The 13,930-nt window shown below is 72.0% G+C and carries 14 protein-coding genes, 1 tRNA gene and 2 pseudogenes; 11 read left to right on the top strand and 6 right to left on the bottom strand.

The genetic code is table 11. The features are described 5' to 3' along the window. Positions 1-27: 27 nt before the first annotated feature. Entirely contained in the window at positions 28-726 is a 699-nt protein-coding gene (locus ACIODU_RS12795; protein ID WP_401767062.1) for a YdcF family protein, read from the top strand. On the opposite strand, the gene ACIODU_RS12790 is transcribed toward ACIODU_RS12795, so the two are convergent. Together ACIODU_RS12790 and ACIODU_RS12785 are read right to left on the bottom strand one after the other, a co-directional pair. Beyond that, on the bottom strand, positions 685-1,086 hold the full coding sequence (locus tag ACIODU_RS12790) for a LysR substrate-binding domain-containing protein (protein ID WP_401767356.1): 402 nt from the start codon (positions 1,084-1,086) through the stop codon (positions 685-687). The genes ACIODU_RS12795 and ACIODU_RS12790 overlap by 42 nt on opposite strands. A 124-nt stretch (positions 1,087-1,210) precedes the next feature. After that, positions 1,211-1,504: pseudogene (locus ACIODU_RS12785) on the bottom strand (LysR substrate-binding domain-containing protein); the annotation flags it as partial. On the opposite strand from ACIODU_RS12785, the pseudogene ACIODU_RS12780 reads away from it, so the two are divergent. Then, positions 1,406-2,029 (top strand): annotated as a pseudogene (locus ACIODU_RS12780) (DMT family transporter); the annotation flags it as partial. The pseudogenes ACIODU_RS12785 and ACIODU_RS12780 sit on opposite strands and share 99 nt — an antisense overlap. A 192-nt stretch (positions 2,030-2,221) precedes the next feature. Here the strand turns inward: ACIODU_RS12780 and ACIODU_RS12775 are convergent. Next, positions 2,222-3,871, bottom strand: coding sequence for a beta-N-acetylhexosaminidase (locus ACIODU_RS12775; RefSeq protein WP_401767061.1), 1,650 nt, complete (start codon positions 3,869-3,871; stop codon positions 2,222-2,224). Between the two features lie 208 nt (positions 3,872-4,079). On the opposite strand from ACIODU_RS12775, the gene ACIODU_RS12770 reads away from it, so the two are divergent. Beyond that, entirely contained in the window at positions 4,080-4,355 is a 276-nt protein-coding gene (locus tag ACIODU_RS12770) for a hypothetical protein (protein WP_327236531.1), read from the top strand. Between the two features lie 60 nt (positions 4,356-4,415). Continuing rightward, positions 4,416-6,245, top strand: a complete 1,830-nt coding sequence (gene glmS, locus ACIODU_RS12765) for a glutamine--fructose-6-phosphate transaminase (isomerizing) (protein ID WP_401767059.1) — start codon at positions 4,416-4,418, stop codon at positions 6,243-6,245. A gap of 145 nt (positions 6,246-6,390) precedes the next feature. Here glmS and ACIODU_RS12760 read toward each other — a convergent pair whose 3' ends face one another. Both ACIODU_RS12760 and ACIODU_RS12755 read right to left on the bottom strand, forming a co-directional pair. Next, positions 6,391-6,969 (bottom strand): GPR1/FUN34/YaaH family transporter, encoded by a 579-nt coding sequence (locus ACIODU_RS12760; RefSeq protein WP_356426224.1) that lies wholly within the window; start codon positions 6,967-6,969, stop codon positions 6,391-6,393. Between the two features lie 257 nt (positions 6,970-7,226). After that, positions 7,227-7,748: a universal stress protein gene (locus tag ACIODU_RS12755; protein ID WP_356426221.1), complete on the bottom strand. Its 522-nt coding sequence runs from the start codon at positions 7,746-7,748 to the stop codon at positions 7,227-7,229. Between the two features lie 311 nt (positions 7,749-8,059). Here ACIODU_RS12755 and ACIODU_RS12750 point away from each other — a divergent pair, with 311 nt between their 5' ends. The 5 genes from ACIODU_RS12750 to ACIODU_RS12730 all read left to right on the top strand — a co-directional run bounded on the left by ACIODU_RS12750 (position 8,060) and on the right by ACIODU_RS12730 (position 12,200). Further along, on the top strand, positions 8,060-8,623 hold the full coding sequence (locus ACIODU_RS12750) for a hypothetical protein (RefSeq protein WP_356426218.1): 564 nt from the start codon (positions 8,060-8,062) through the stop codon (positions 8,621-8,623). A gap of 387 nt (positions 8,624-9,010) precedes the next feature. After that, entirely contained in the window at positions 9,011-10,231 is a 1,221-nt protein-coding gene (locus ACIODU_RS12745; protein ID WP_356426216.1) for a helix-turn-helix domain-containing protein, read from the top strand. 24 nt (positions 10,232-10,255) lie between these two features. After that, on the top strand, positions 10,256-10,858 hold the full coding sequence (gene orn, locus ACIODU_RS12740; protein ID WP_401767056.1) for an oligoribonuclease: 603 nt from the start codon (positions 10,256-10,258) through the stop codon (positions 10,856-10,858). A gap of 92 nt (positions 10,859-10,950) precedes the next feature. After that, positions 10,951-11,023, top strand: a tRNA-His gene (locus ACIODU_RS12735). Positions 11,024-11,216: 193 nt separating this feature from the next. Beyond that, the gene (locus tag ACIODU_RS12730; RefSeq protein WP_401767054.1) at positions 11,217-12,200 is read left to right on the top strand and encodes a methyltransferase domain-containing protein; all 984 of its coding nucleotides are present in this window, start codon (positions 11,217-11,219) and stop codon (positions 12,198-12,200) included. Positions 12,201-12,288: 88 nt separating this feature from the next. On the opposite strand, the gene ACIODU_RS12725 is transcribed toward ACIODU_RS12730, so the two are convergent. Beyond that, positions 12,289-13,047 (bottom strand): GntR family transcriptional regulator, encoded by a 759-nt coding sequence (locus tag ACIODU_RS12725; protein ID WP_401767052.1) that lies wholly within the window; start codon positions 13,045-13,047, stop codon positions 12,289-12,291. A gap of 108 nt (positions 13,048-13,155) precedes the next feature. Between ACIODU_RS12725 and ACIODU_RS12720 the strand changes: the two genes are divergently transcribed. Then, positions 13,156-13,494: a hypothetical protein gene (locus tag ACIODU_RS12720; protein WP_401767050.1), complete on the top strand. Its 339-nt coding sequence runs from the start codon at positions 13,156-13,158 to the stop codon at positions 13,492-13,494. A gap of 38 nt (positions 13,495-13,532) precedes the next feature. Further along, positions 13,533-13,853 (top strand): hypothetical protein, encoded by a 321-nt coding sequence (locus ACIODU_RS12715; RefSeq protein WP_356426204.1) that lies wholly within the window; start codon positions 13,533-13,535, stop codon positions 13,851-13,853. Positions 13,854-13,930: the final 77 nt, after the last annotated feature.

Below are 13,930 nucleotides of genomic sequence, written 5' to 3'. Positions count from 1 at the left end.
ACGCACCATGCGGGAGCGGGAGGAAGTGTGATCTCGGTTCAGGACCGCGCGGACGCGCGGTGTGTGTGGGCGTATCACCTCATGGGGCATGAAGCGCGGGCCTGTTCGGTGATTGTCGGGCTGGGGAGTCATGACCTGGGGGTGGCGGACGTCGCCGTCGGGCTCTACCGGCGGGGCATGGCGCCGCTCATCGTGTTCACCGGGGCGACCAGTCCCACCACGCGGGAGCGCATGCCTCGTGGGGAAGCCGTTCACTACCGGGAGCGGGCGTTGGAACTGGGTGTGCCCGGTTCTGCTGTGGTGGTGGAGCCTCGCGCTCGGAACACGGGGGACAACATCCGCTTCTCGCGGGCGGTGCTGGAGGAGGCCGGCGTTGACGTTTCCTCCGTGCTGCTGGTCAGCAAGCCGTACGAGGAGCGGCGCGCGTACGCCACCGCGAGCATGTTGTGGCCGGGCGTTGACGTCGTGAGCGCGTCGGCTCCGACGACCTTCGAGGAGTACGTGGCCTCGATCGGGGACGACCGGCTGGTCGTCGACATGCTCGTCGGCGCGCTGCAACGGCTGTTGGTCTATCCGGATCAGGGGTTCATGACGAGACAGGCCGTCCCCGCCGAGGTGACCGCCGCGTATGAGCGCCTGTGCCGCGCGGGGTTCACCAGTCGGCTGGTGGGTCGTGTGGCGACGTCACACCGGACGGGCGCCGGAGGCTTTGGCGGCGTCTCGTAGTGCCTTGACCAGGGCTCGCAGCGCCGGCTCGGTCAGTGATGCCTCTCGTACCGCCGCGCAGATCGCTCTGACCGGCTGAGGGTTGCGTATCTCGCACACGACCACACCAGGATGGCGGGTGCCGGGGGCCACCCCCAGCAGGGGCATCACGCCGATGCCGAGGCCGGCGGCGACGAAGCCCTGGGCCGAGGCGTAGTCCCCGCTCTCGACCACGAAGTCCGGGGTGAAACCCGCCGCCGCGCACGCGGTGAGGACCGGCTCCAGGCAGGGGCCCAGTGGCTCGCTGCCGACCCAGGGCTCGTCGGCCAGATCGGCCAGGTCGAGTACGTCCCGGTCGGCGAGGCGGTGTCCGGCGGGCAGGACTGCGGCGTACGCGTCGTCCCGCAGGTGGAGCAGGTGGGGGAGGTGGGTGCCGGTGTTGGGTGGGGTGGGGGCCGATCACTAGGGCCAGATCCGCTCTGCCCTCCGCCACCTCCGGCAGCGGGTCCCCGGGGTCGGACAGCCTCAGGTCGATCCGTACGCCCGGATGTTCCGCGCGGAAGCGGGCCACCGCCGGCGCGACCAGGGAGGCGCCCGCCGTGGCGAAGTAGCGGATCGCCAGCCGCCCCGTGCGCCCGGCGCGCAGTTCGGCCGGGGCCGTCTCCGCCTCGGCGACGTTCCTGCTGATGGTGGCGGCGTGCTCGGTGAGCAGACGGTGAGTTCGGGGCTGGCCGGTGTCCTGAACGCCACCACTCCCCTGTGGTCCCCGCTCATCGGCCTCGCCCTCGGCACCGAGCACGGCCTGCGCCCCGTCCGGGCCGCCGGCCTCGTGACCGGGTTGGCCGGTACGGTGCTGATCTTCGCGCCCTGGCAGCGCAGCGGCGCCGCGAGTTGGGGCGCGCTCGCCATCCTGGGCGCGGCGGCGAGCTACGCCGTGGCCTTCGCGTACATGCAGCGCCACCTCGTGGGGAAGGGCGTGCCGACCCTGTCCCTCGCCACGGCCCAGCGCCTCGCCGCGACGGGACTGACCGCGCTCGCCCTGCCCGCCGGTGGCCGGGAGTCCCCGTGGGGCAGCCCCACGGCTCTCGCGGCGGTGGCGGTTCTCGGGGTCTTCGCGACGGGCGTCACCTTCCTCCTCACGTACCGGATCATCGCGGACGAGGGCGCCACCGACGCGGCGACCGTCGGCTATCTGCTGCCGGTGGTCTCCGTCCTGCTCGGCGCGGTGGTGCTCGGCGAGGAACTCGGGCTCCGGGAGGTCGCCGGCATGGCGGTCGTGCTCGCGGGCGTGGCGATGGCCCGGCGCCGGGGGCCGATGACGTAACGGCGCGGGCGCGACGACCCGGCGCCGGGGAGCCGCGATGACGCGACGCCGGGGAGCGGCGGGGCGCCCCGACGACCCGGCTTCGGGGGGAGCCGGACGGGCGCCGGGGATTCTCGGACCGAACCCCCGGCGCCCCGCCCTCCTCAGCCGAGAGCCGTCAGGCACCCGAGAGCCGTCAGGCCGCCGAACCCCTCACTCCGCCGGCCACGGCACCAGCGGCGAGCGGTAGTAGTCGATCCCCAGCGCCGTCATCCGGGGCCCCTGCGCCGCCAGCCGCGCCTTGAAGGCCGACCAGTCGTGCGTCTCCGCCGGGGACCAGCCCAGCTCGGCCACCCCCTGGAGCCTCGGGAACGTCATCGTCTCCAAGTGGTCGCTCGTCGAGAGCGTCTCCGTCCACACAGGCGCCTCCACGCCGAGGATCGCGCCCGCCGGCACCCCCGACGCGGCGAGGTACGTCGCCGGATCCCAGTCGTACGCCCGGTCCACCTCGATGTACCCGGCCCACGTCTGGCCCAGCACGGTCGACGGGTCGTACTTCATGTCCAGGTAGACCCGGTCCGCCGGGGAGAGGACCAGCCGGGTGCCGCTCTTCGCCGCCGCCGCGACCTGCTCGCGCACCGCCGCGCTCGTACGGTCGCGGCCCCAGTACTGCGCCACCGCGCCCTCCACGGGGCGGGCGCCGGTCAGCTCGTGCCAGCCCACCACCGTCTTGCCGTACTTCTCCACGACGGCCTGCGCCCGCTCCATGAAGGTCACGTAGTCCTCGTGGCTGGTGGCGTGCGTCTCGTCGCCGCCGATGTGGAGGTAGCGGCCGGGAGTGAGCGCGGCCAGCTCGCGGACGACGTCGTCCACGAAGTCGTACGTCACCGCCTTCGGCACGCACAGCGAGCTGAACCCGACCTGCGTGCCGGTGTAGAGCGGCGGCGCGACGCCGTCGCAGTTCAGTTCCGCGTACGAGGCGAGCGCCGCGTTCGTGTGGCCCGGCATGTCGATCTCCGGGACGACCTCCAGGTGGCGCGAGGCCGCGTACGCGACCAGCTCGCGATACTGCGCCTTGGTGTAGTACCCGCCCGCGCCACCGCCGACCTGGGTGGACCCGCCGTACGTCGCCAGCCGTGGCCAGGAGTCGATCGCGATCCGCCACCCCTGGTCGTCGGAGAGGTGCAGATGCAGTGTGTTGATCTTGTAGAGCGCCAACTGGTCGATGTAGCGCTTCACTTGACCGACCGTGAAGAAGTGGCGCGAGACGTCGAGCATCGCGCTCCGGTACGCGTACCGGGGCGTGTCCGTGATCGTGCCGCCCGCGACCGTCCACGGGCCGCTCTGCCGACCGCTCTTCTCGACCGCGGCGGGGAGCAGTTGGCGCAGGGTCTGCACGCCGTGGAAGAGCCCGGCGGGGCGGTACGCGGTGATCGTGACGCCGGTACGACCGGACTCCAGCCGGTAGCCCTCGTCCCCGAGGCCCCGGTCGCCGGGGCCGGTGCCCAGCCGCAGCCGGACACCGCCCCCGGGGCCGAGCCCGAGGTCGGGGACGACCGGCAGGGCGTATCCGGTGGAGGGGCGCAGGATGCCGGCCAGGTACGAGCCGACGGCACGCGCGGCCCTGGCCTGGCCGGAGCTCGCGACGACGCCGATCCAGGTGAAGGGGGTGATCGTGTACGGGGAGCCGCCCGGCCGGACGGACGCCGGTACGGGGACGACGTCACCGAGGGAGCGGGGGGTGGGGGTCGGGGAGGCGGGCCGGTCGGAGGGCGCGGGCGCGGCGGCGACGGAGGAGATCCCGGCGGCCACGACCAGCAGGAGCGATCCGAACAGGCGGAACAACGTTCTGTGCTGTCTCACAAAGGTGTCCCTTCGACAGGGCGACGAGGTACTCACCTGTGGGGGTGCGGACGGCCGAACCTCTCCATGGGACCCGCACGCGGCGGCGGCGGTCAAGACGCCCTACCGCGCCAGTCCGCCACCGCGTGCCCGGGAGACTCTGACCACTTCCTGCCCGAATTCGGGCAGAAATGTTGCGTACGGCGGCGCGCACCAGCAGTATCAACGAGTGCTCGAACGACGCCCGTCGCACGACGACCTCATCGACCACCTGGTGCGCAGCACCGCGCTCCAGCGCGGTGAGGCCGCCCGGGTGATCCTCGACGTGCTGGCCTACTTCGACGAGACGACCGAGGACTACGTCCGCCGCCGCCACCGGGAGATGCAGGCCGGGGGCGCCGTGAACGCGGAGATCTTCGAGCGGATCGCGGCCGAGCTGCCGTACCGCGCGGTGGCACCGCCGGAGCTCTCGCTCCGGCAGCTGCGCCGCATCGTCTACGGCTGAAGCGGCTGATACGGCTCGGCGGCCGGGCGGACCACGCGATCAGGAGGGGCAGAGACTGTCATGTGCGGAATCGTCGGTTACATCGGAAAGCGTGATGTCGCACCGCTGCTGCTGGAGGGCTTGCAGCGGCTGGAGTACCGGGGGTACGACTCCGCCGGCATCGTCATCACCGGCAAGCCGGCCGCGGGCAAGGCGGCCGCCCTGCGGATGGTCAAGGCCAAGGGCCGCGTCCGCGAGCTGGAGGCCCGGGTCCCCAAGCGGTTCGCCGGCACGACCGGCATCGCGCACACCCGCTGGGCCACCCACGGCGCCCCCAGCGACCACAACGCGCACCCCCACCTGGACGGCGAGGGCAAGGTCGCGGTCGTCCACAACGGCATCATCGACAACGCCTCCGAGCTGCGCGCGAAGCTGGAGGCGGACGGGGTGGTGTTCGCCTCCGAGACCGACACCGAGGTCCTGACGCACCTGATCGCCCGCTCACAGGCAGAGACGCTGGAGGAGAAGGTCCGCCAGGCCCTCCGGCTGATCGAGGGCACGTACGGCATCGCCGTGCTGCACGCCGACTTCGCGGACCGCATCGTGGTCGCCCGCAACGGCTCCCCCGTCGTCCTCGGCATCGGCGAGAAGGAGATGTTCGTCGCCTCCGACGTCGCCGCGCTCGTCTCCCACACCCGCCAGGTCGTCACCCTCGACGACGGCGAGATGGCCACCCTCAAGGCCGACGACTTCCGTACGTACACGACCGAGGGCTCCCGTACGTCCGCGACGCCGACCACCGTGGAGTGGGAGGCCGAGTCGTACGACATGGGCGGCCACGACACGTACATGCACAAGGAGATCTCGGAGCAGCCCGAGGCGGTCGACCGGGTGCTGCGCGGGCGGATCGACGACCGTTTCTCCACCGTCCACCTGGGCGGGCTCAACCTCGACGCCCGTGAGGCGCGCGGGGTGCGGCGGATCAAGATCCTGGGCTGCGGCACGTCGTACCACGCGGGCATGATCGGGGCGCAGCTGATCGAGGAGCTGGCCCGGATCCCGGCGGACGCGGAGCCGGCGTCCGAGTTCCGCTACCGCAACCCGGTCGTCGACCCCGACACCCTGTACGTCGCGGTGTCCCAGTCCGGCGAGACGTACGACGTGCTGGCCGCCGTCCAGGAGCTCAAGCGCAAGGGCGCGCGGGTGCTGGGGATCGTGAACGTGGTCGGTTCGGCGATCGCCCGGGAGACGGACGGCGGGGTGTACGTCCACGCGGGCCCCGAGGTCTGCGTCGTCTCGACCAAGTGCTTCACCAACACCGTCGTTTCCTTCGCCCTGCTGGCTCTGCACCTGGGCCGGATCCGCGACCTGTCGGTCGCCGACGGCAAGCGGATCATCGCGGGGCTGCGGAAGCTGCCCGCCCAGATCACCGAGATCCTCGCGACCGAGGGCGACATCGAGAAGCTGGCCGGTGAGTACGCGCACTCCCGGTCGATGATGTTCATCGGACGGGTACGGGGCTATCCCGTGGCGCGCGAGGCGTCGCTGAAGCTCAAGGAGGTCTCGTACATCCACGCCGAGGCGTACCCCGCCTCCGAGCTCAAGCACGGTCCGCTCGCGCTGATCGAGCCCGCGATGCCGACGGTGGCGGTGGTGCCGGACGACGACCTGCTGGAGAAGAACCGGGCGGCGCTGGAGGAGATCAAGGCGCGGGACGGGCGGATCCTGGCGGTGGCGCACCAGCCGCAGGAGAAGGCCGACCACACGATCGTCGTGCCGAAGAACGAGACGGAGCTGGACCCGATCCTGCTGGGCATCCCGCTCCAACTGCTGGCGTACCACACGGCGTTGGCGCTGGGCCGCGACATCGACAAGCCGCGGAACCTGGCGAAGTCGGTGACGGTGGAGTAGGCGGGGAGCAGGCGCGGCCACTGGTGTGTCCGGTGCGGTACGGGGGTGTACGGAGGCGTACGGAGCGTCTCCTGGCGCGTCCGCACGTGCCGGACGCGCCAGGAGCGGAGGGCCGGCGACGCCCGGCGCCGGCCCCCGGCACCGCTCAGCCGGCGGCCGTCACACCCCGGCCGGCAGCGCGTCGACGCGGAAGAGCGGTGGGCCACTTGGCGAGCGCGGCCGTCGCTCCGTACCAGGACGCCAGGCCCGCGAGGGCGGCGAGCCAGCCGCCGGCCTTGGCCAGGCCTCCGCTGTCCGCGAACTGGGCGACCCCGAGCAGGAGCAGCGCGACGGTCAGCAGGCCGTACGTGCCCTGGACGAGCGGGCCCGAGCCCGCGGCGCCTATGGTGAGGCTGAGGGCGAGGAGCGCCCACAGGATCAGGAAGAGTCCGGCCGCGTCCGCGGAGACCTGGTCGCCCGCGCCGGTGCCCCAGGTGAACCAGAAGGCGCCGAGGCCCGCGAAGGCCGTACCGGTGAACGAGTCGCCCGCCCGGAAGGCGAACAGACCCGCGACGAAGAGCGCGACCCCGCCGACGTACAGGGCGAGGGTGACGGCGTCGGCCGCCGTCACTCCGTCCACCACGTCGGTGAGGCCGATGCCGAAGGCCAGCAGGGTGAGTCCCAGCGCGAGATGGCCGAGAACCGAAGTTGAGGTTGCGCTTCCCGCGGAGACGTCATTGTCCACGGCGGGCTCCCTTCACGGAGTGCGGGTGCTGTTGTCCCAGCGACCGTTATGTACCCTTCGCAAGGGCGCAATCCACCTCTCGGAGTGAGTAAATTCACGCCGGGAGCAAGGAAGTTGACGGACGATCAGCGTTTTCGCGCACGGAACGCGGGAAGAAGAGCGCGGCTCGGCCGACGTACGGGACGACCGGCGACGTACGGGATCACCGGCGCGACGTACCGGATCACCGGCATGGGTCACGGGACGGCGGGCCCGACTTACGGGATGACCACCACGGGCCGCTGCGCGCGCCGCGCGAGCCGGCCGGCCACCGAGCCGAAGATCCGCCCGACGATGCCGTGCGTCGAGCCGACCACGATCGCGTCCGCCGAGTACTCCTGGCCGACCTCTTCCAACTCGTGGCAGATGTCGCCACCGCGCTCCACCAGGATCCAGGGCACCTCGGCGAGGTAGTCCGCGCAGGCCAGTTCGAGGCCGAGCACCTCGGTGCGGTGGTCCGGGACGTCCACGAACACCGGCGGCTCACAGCCCGCCCACACCGTGGTCGGGAGCCTGTTGGCGACATGCACGATGATCAGGCCGGAGCCGAGCCGCCGGGCCATGCCGATGGCGTACGCGAGCGCCCGCTCACTGGAGGTGGAGCCGTCGAAGCCGACGACCACTCCGTGCCGGAAGGCGGGATCGCAGGAGGCGCGCGTCTGGTCCACCGCCAGCGGGTCCGACACGGGATCGGCTACCTGCTTGCGGTCCGCGGGTTCAGGGATTTCGTGACCGGCCATGGGCGTCTCGGCGAAAGAGGTCCTCTTGGGAAAGGATCAACAAGTGGCGTGGTGTGCGGAGCATGTGACGGACCTGTGTCCTGTGTCCGGGAATCATCTTCCCAACTCCATACCCCCAAGGGTACGGCGACACTCCTCTCGTGCACAGAGTTCGCAGCCCCTTACGCGGCGTTTCAGGGAGCATGCACGAGGGCGCCCAGGATCGCAACGCCGGATGGCATCTACAGCTGTCCCGCGGAGTGACGGGAGTGACCGGAGGGGCGCGCTCCTCGTTGGCCACCGGCCACGCCGCCGCCGTCAAGGAGCCTCCCGTGCCCGCACCGTCGACCGTCACGTCATCCGTTCGGGTGTCCGCCGAGTTGCCCGCCGGGAGCGCGGGGCCGGCACCCGGCCGCGCGTCCGCCGGGAGCCGCGAGGACGCCGCCGGAATCCGCGAGGACGCCCCCCGCCCGCCGCACCCGGGGGCGGCCGCCCGGCCCCCCGCCGACCCGGCGGACGAACTCCTCCGCTGGGCGGTGTTCAGCTGCCTGCCGGTCCCCGTCGTGCTCAGCGTCTACGGAACGTCCCTCGGAGGGACCGTCGCGGCGGCGTTCGGCCTCGCCGCCGTGACCGCCGTCTGCCGGCTCCTGCTGCGGCGGTCGGAGCGGGCGGCGGCCCGGTTGCGCGCCGGGGAGGCGGGGGCGGACCCGGGGGCGCCGGCCGGGGCGGCCGTGGGGGCGGACGCGGTACGGGGCGGGGAGGCCCGTACCGCCCAGGAAGCCGACCCGGCACATGCGCCCGGAATGTACGGAACGGCCGGAAGCCGACGGTCCCGTGGCCGACAGGGGGCGCACCGGGGCTCACGCGCGTGTGAGGGGAGTGCGCCGGGAGACTGATGGTCTTCGCACAGACACACCCATCGCTTTTCGGCCAACTTTGCACATGAACCGAAGCCTTGGCGAAAAGGCCTGTCAACCCCCTTGCCACCAGGGAAGAAAGGACTGAACCGGTCCTCCGCACCCTACGGGGACGGGCCATGCGCGCGAGGCCCACTTCCCTGCGCGGCCCGTGAGTGGAACGCTTCGTGATCGAATGCTTCGCGCCAAGTTGCCTTGTCGACATAACGCCGGTGGGAGAACTTGTCACGCCGGCACCACGGGACACAGTAGATTCGATCATGAGGATCCAAGGCTGGGGACCCGTGCAGAACCGAGGGGAATCGTGCAGGAGCGAGAGGCCCGACAAGAACGGGGAGACGCGAACACCGAGGGGGGCTTAGCGACATGAGCCAGGACTCCACTGCCGCACCGGAGTCGGCACGGAAGCTTTCCGGGCGCAGGCGCCGGGAAGTGGTCGCCGTGCTGCTTTTCAGCGGTGGGCCCATCTTCGAGAGTTCCATCCCCCTCTCCGTGTTCGGAATCGACCGCCAGGACGCCGGGGTTCCGCGCTACCGCCTGTTGGTCTGCGCCGGAGAGGAAGGACCGCTGCGGACCACCGGCGGACTCGAACTGAGCGCGCCGTACGGCCTGGAGGCCATCAGCAGAGCCGGCACGGTGGTCGTACCGGCCTGGCGGTCCATCACCTCACCACCGCCCCCGGAAGCGCTCGACGCGCTGCGCCGGGCGCATGAGGAGGGCGCGCGGATCGTGGGTCTGTGCACCGGCGCGTTCGTGCTGGCGGCGGCCGGTCTGCTGGACGGACGGCCGGCCACCACCCACTGGATGTACGCGCCGACGCTGGCCAAGCGCTATCCGTCCGTCCATGTGGACCCGCGCGAGCTGTTCGTCGACGACGGGGACGTGCTGACGTCCGCCGGCACGGCGGCCGGAATCGATCTGTGTCTGCACATAGTCCGGACGGACCACGGCGCGGAGGCCGCGGGCGCGCTGGCCCGCCGGCTGGTGGTGCCGCCGCGGCGCAGCGGCGGCCAGGAGCGCTATCTCGACCGGTCGCTGCCGGAGGAGATCGGCTCCGACCCGCTGGCCGAGGTGGTGGCCTGGGCGCTGGAGCATCTGCACGAGCAGTTCGACGTGGAGACGCTCGCGGCCCGCGCGTACATGAGCCGGCGGACCTTCGACCGGCGGTTCCGCTCGCTCACCGGCAGCGCGCCGCTCCAGTGGCTGATCACGCAGCGGGTGCTCCAGGCCCAGCGGCTGCTGGAGACCTCGGACTACTCGGTGGACGAGGTGGCGGGCCGCTGCGGCTTCCGCTCCCCCGTGGCGCTGCGCGGCCACTTCCGGCGGCAGCTGGGGTCCTCCCCCGCGGCCTACCGTTCCGCCTACCGGGCGCGCCGCCCGCAGGGCGAGCCGGTGGCGCACGGGGTCACGGAGCCGGTCGTACCGGCGCAGGCGTCCGCGCAGTCCCGGCGGACGGCGGCGGCGGCCGGGGCACCGGGGCACGCGTCGGCGTCGTCCCCGGTGGCGGACCCGGGAAAGCCGGGCTCCGACCTGTACGCGGCGGGTCCCGGACGTCCCAGCCTGCCCGGCCAGCGGAGCGCTCCGTAGGGTGCGCCCCGTAGGGTGAGGGCCATGAACGACCGCATGGTGTGGATCGACTGCGAGATGACCGGGCTCTCGTTGACGGAAGACGCACTGATCGAGGTGGCCGCACTGGTCACCGACTCGGATCTGAACGTGCTCGGCGACGGGGTGGACATCGTGATCCGCCCGCCGGACCGGGCGCTGGAGACCATGCCCGAGGTGGTACGGCAGATGCACACCACCTCGGGCCTGCTCGACGAGCTTGCGGCCGGCACGACGCTGGCCGCCGCCGAGGAGCAGGTGCTGGCGTACGTACGCCAGCACGTCAAGGAACCGGGCAAGGCGCCGCTGTGCGGGAACACGGTCGGCACCGACCGCGGCTTCCTGCTGCGGGACATGCCGGCGCTGGAGGGCTACCTCCACTACCGGATCGTGGACGTCTCGTCGGTGAAGGAGCTGGCGCGCCGCTGGTACCCCCGGGCGTACTTCAACAGCCCGGAGAAGGGCGGCAACCACCGCGCCCTGGCGGACATCCGCGAGTCCATCGCGGAGCTGCGCTACTACCGCGAGGCGGTCTTCGTCCCCCAGCCGGGCCCGGACTCGGAAACGGCCAAGCAGATCGCCGCGAAACACGTGCTGAAGGCGGACTGACCCCGCCGCGACCTCACGAAAACGCGGGCGCGAGCACCCTCGCGGACCCTGTACACTTTTTCTCGGCCGGTCAGGGAAAAAGACCGGGCATGGTGGGTATAGCTCAGCTGGTAGAGCACCTGGTTGTGGTCCAGGATGTCGCGGGTTCGAGTCCCGTTACTCACCCTTCTTGATCGAGGGCCGACCTGTGGTTTCGGGTCGGCCCTTTGTCGTGTGTCCCCCGGGCTTTCCGCCGGCCAGTACCTTGGGAATCCGAACCTTGCGTGCGATCGCCCGGACTCCGGCCTGCGGACGATCTCGAAGATCCACCCGAGGAGACGACGCGGGTCTCCTCGGTGGACGAGGCGGTCAACGCCTGTTGGACCGGCGACTACTCGGGCTCTCGAACACGCTTCCCCTGCTGCTGCGCGACGGCAGGGCCGTGGCTCGCGAGACACCCACCGAAGGCGTCTGGCGACAACTCGCGCTCGCCTACCAACTGGCCGCGTCCTTCGCGACGCGGGCCGGGTACCCCGACTGGGCGTTCGCCGCCGTCGAGAAGCAGCCGGCCGCCGCCCGGGACGGCGACAGGGTGCTGGAGATCGGCACGGCCACCGGGTACGTCGCGGCGCCGCTCTCCGAGCGGCTCGGCAGCGACCGGGTGGTCAGTGTCGAGATCGACGCGGCGCTGTCCCAGCGGGCGGCCGCCACCCTCGCGGACCATGGCTTCTCGCCCCGCCTGGTCGTCGGCGACGGTGCGGAAGGGTGGGAGGAGGGCGCTCCCTACGACCGTCTGATCTCCACCTGCGCGCTACGGCACATCCCGTACGCACTGGTCCGGCAGGTCGCACCCGGCGGCCTCATCGTCGCGCCGCCGGCCCGCGCCTTCTGGAGCGGCGCCCCGGTGCGGCTGTCCGTGGAGGACAACGGCATCGCGCGGGGGCCGTTCCGGGGCGGCGCCTCGTACATGCCCATGCGCTCGCACCGGCTGCCCGACGCGGGGCCGGTGGACAGCGGTACGGCGCGGCCTTGGGAGGCCGTGACCGACCCCGGTCACCTGCTCGGCCTCGGCTTCGCCCTGTACGCCGGGGCCCGCCTGCCGGGCGTCACCATGTCCCACGCCGAGGCTGGCACCGCGGTGACGGTCTGGCTCCAGGACGCGGCCGGCTCGGCGGCCGTCGCCGCCACCGGCGAGTCGGTGGGGGAGTGCGGCGAGCGGAACCTGTGGCCCGAGGTCGAGGCCGTGTACGCCGAGTACGTGACCCTCGGGCAGCCGGACGGAGACAGCTTTGGCCTGAGCGTCACGCCGACCGGCCAAGAAGTCTGGCTGCGCTCGCCTCGAACGGTGATCGCGGCCGTGTGACGGAAACCAACTGGCCTCGGTCGACGTCATCCCGCCTGACGACGTCGGCCGGGGCTCACGCGTGTGCGGGGGGCGGCGGGAGCGGTGTTCAGGCGGGGTCGATGGGGATTTCGTAGGCGATTTCGTAGCGGACGTCCGCGATCGTGATGTCCGCCGTTTCCACCGGGCGGCCGTCCGTGTCGTAGTACGTGCGCTCGATCTCCGTGATCAGGTCGCCGACCGAGATGCCGAGGAGGTTGGCCTGCGCCTGCGTGGCGCGGGCCGGGCGGGGGAGTTCCACGGCCGTGTCGATGTCGACGCCGATCGAGCGCATGCGCTCGACCACCCCGGCGCCCGCGTGCGGGCCCATTTCGGGGAGCACGATCGGGGTGCCGTCGGTGATGGCCATCGGTTCCCACGACTCGGAGAGCTGGACCGGCAGCCCGTCGCCCAGGAACTCGTACGCCGTGTGGACGCAGAGGTCCCCCGGCTCGATGGCCAGGCGTTCCGCGATGCGCTCGGGGGCCGGTACGCGGGCGTTGCTGCGGGACTCCCACGTACCGGAACGGCGCTGTTCCTCCATGTCCGCGCGGAAGGGGCTGCCGTTGCGGCGCTCCCGGCGGCGGGAGCGGATCATGCGCAGCCGCTCGCGCGGTCGCCGGACGTACGTCCCCGACCCCGCGCGGCCTTCCAGCAGCCCTTCGATGATGAGGCGCTCCATGGCGCGCTGCGCCACGGACTGGCCGACTCCGTACTCCTCGGCGAAGCGGGCCCGGCTGGGCAGCTTCTCGCCCAGCGTCCACTCGCCCGCCCTGATGCGGGTGCGCAGAGCGTCGGCGACCTGCAAGTACGGCGTCTCTCGTGGCATTTGGGCGGCTCCGGGTGGTGTGCGTCGACATTGACAAAGCTAACCCATCAGGTGAAGCTGAATACTCAGCATTACGAGGCGTGATCGAGCGCTCACCAGGGGAGGGCTGTGCCCACTGTGGACATCCAGGCGGCCGCGCTGGTCGGCATGCTCGCCGCCGCGACCGGCGGCGAGCCGCGGACCACCGGCACCGAGGCCGGTGCCGTGCGGATCGAGGCCGACCTCCCCGAGCAGTTGAGCCCGGCCACGCGGAACGCGATCCTCGCCGCCCTCGCGACGGCCGACCGGTACGGACACACCCACACCGACGACGGCGACACCGTCTGGGCCGAGTTGGACCGGAAGGCCGAGATGAGCGGGGAGGCCGGGGTCGGTGGCGAGGGCGCGGTGGAGACCGACGCCGCTGTGGAGTCCGACGCCGGGCTCGACCGCGAGGCAGATCTGTGAGCGCCCTTCCCCATCCACGAGAACGGGAGGAACCACCCATGACTGTCACCGTCGCCTTGCCGGCGTCCCTGTCGGAGACGGACGTCCGTACCTGCGAGGCCTGCTGGCGCGCCCCGGTCGGTGCCGTCCGTACGGATGCCGACGGCCGGGCCCTGCTGTGCGTGCCGTGCGCGCAGGGCGGTTATCCGCGCCGCGTCGACCTGTTCCCGCCGCTCGGGATCTACAAGCTGACGAACCGGCGGGTACGGATGAGCGACGGCAAGCACGGTGGCGGTACGCCGCAGACCCCGCCCAACCCCGGGCCCGCCCTGCCCACCCCGCCCCCGGCGCCGTCCCCGCCCGGCACCCCGCCGGTGTAGTTCGCGTCGGGGCGAGGGAGGGTGCGGTGCAGTCCTGGGGCGTGGGGGTGATCTTTGCGGGCCGTCCCCGCCCGGTT

It is taken from the genome of Streptomyces sp. NPDC088261 (assembly GCF_044740805.1).
Lineage (GTDB): Bacteria > Actinomycetota > Actinomycetes > Streptomycetales > Streptomycetaceae > Streptomyces.
Note: the sequence above shows the minus strand (reverse complement) of the source record. Positions and strands in the feature narration are given on the sequence as shown.